Genomic DNA, 1,328 nt, shown 5'->3' with positions numbered 1-1,328 from the left:
AGCCAGGCCTCCTGGAGCACGTCCTCGGCGTCGGCCGCCGATCCGAGCATCTCGTAGGCGACGGTGAACAACAGGTTCCGGTGGGTGATGAACGCCTGCGTCGCCAGGTCGGTGGTGTCGTCGGTCATCTCAGGGCCTCACTTCTGGCAGTACGACAGAACGGCTCAGCCACGGGCGGCTTCTCCGCTTCCGACCGGACGGATCGTCGTCTCGTTGTTCGATTCCGGTGTGTCGGTCAGGCGCAGCCTTCGGGTGGGAAGGCCGAAGGTGGGGTGGGAGGTGGTCCACAGCGACATGCCGAGGATGCCGGCCTTGATCCGTGCGGCCTTCCTGCCGCCCAGGTACTTGGGCTTGGCCTGGGCGTCGTGGTCGACCATCTGCAGGATGCCGTCGCGCCGCCCGAGGCTGATGTGGTTGCCCACGTACTCCAGCCCGGTCTGCTTGACCCTGCCGCCGGTCAGGCGGGCCACGACCGCGGCCGTCGCCTGTCGGCCGGTGTAGCCGGCCGAGGCACAGGACATGGGAAGGGGAAGGCCGTTGTCACCGAGGGCGTGGGCACTGTCGCCGACGGCGTACACGTTCGGGTGCGACACCGAGCGCATGGTGCGGTCGACGACGATCCGGCCGTCGTCGGTGACCTGAAGACCGGCAGCGGCGGCGAGCGGGCCGACCGCGAACCCGGCCGTCCACACGGTCGCGTCGGACGGCAGGACGGTGCCGTCCGCGCAGAGCACCCGCGCCGCTTCGACGGATTGCACACTGGTGTGCTCCAGGACGGTGATCCCCAACCGGTCGCAGGCCCGCCGCACGTGGCCGCGGGCCCCCGCGGAGAGAGGGGTGGCCAATGCGCCGCGGGCGATCAGCGTCACCGACAGACCGGGCCGGGACTCGGCGACCTCGGCGGCGGTCTCGATCCCCGTCAGCCCGTCACCGACGACCACCACCTTCCCTCCCCCGCCCCGTCCCTCAAGACGCGCCTCCAGACCGTCCAGGCGGTCCCGCAGCCGCAGCGCGGAAGGCCGTCCGGCGACGTCGAAGGCGTGCTCCGCGACACCGGGGACACCGTGGTCGGCGCCGCGACTGCCCAGCGCGTAGACGAGCGTGTCGTAGCCGACCTCACCGCCACCGCCGCTGTCGCTGTCGCTGTCGCTGTCGGTCACGGTGACGACCCGGCGCCCGGAGTCGATGCCGGTGACGTGGGCCACGAGCAGTCGGATCCCGGTTCCCGCGAAGACATCGACGAGCCGCGGGTTCTCGATCTCCTGGCCGGCCGCGAGCTGGTGCAGCCGCAACCGCTGCACGAAGTCCGGCTCGGCGTTCACCACGGT

The 1,328-nt window shown here is 71.2% G+C and carries 2 protein-coding genes; both read right to left on the bottom strand.

Annotated elements, in window-relative coordinates:
- A partial coding sequence (locus ACIPXC_RS35030; protein ID WP_401626559.1) for a sigma factor occupies window positions 1-128 on the bottom strand: 128 nt, incomplete at its 3' end.
- Window positions 129-164: 36 nt separating this feature from the next.
- A partial coding sequence (locus tag ACIPXC_RS35025; RefSeq protein ID WP_401626557.1) for an NAD(P)/FAD-dependent oxidoreductase occupies window positions 165-1,328 on the bottom strand: 1,164 nt, incomplete at its 5' end.

This window comes from Streptomyces sp. NPDC090021 (assembly GCF_044748225.1).
GTDB lineage: Bacteria > Actinomycetota > Actinomycetes > Streptomycetales > Streptomycetaceae > Streptomyces.
Note: the sequence above shows the minus strand (reverse complement) of the source record. Positions and strands in the feature narration are given on the sequence as shown.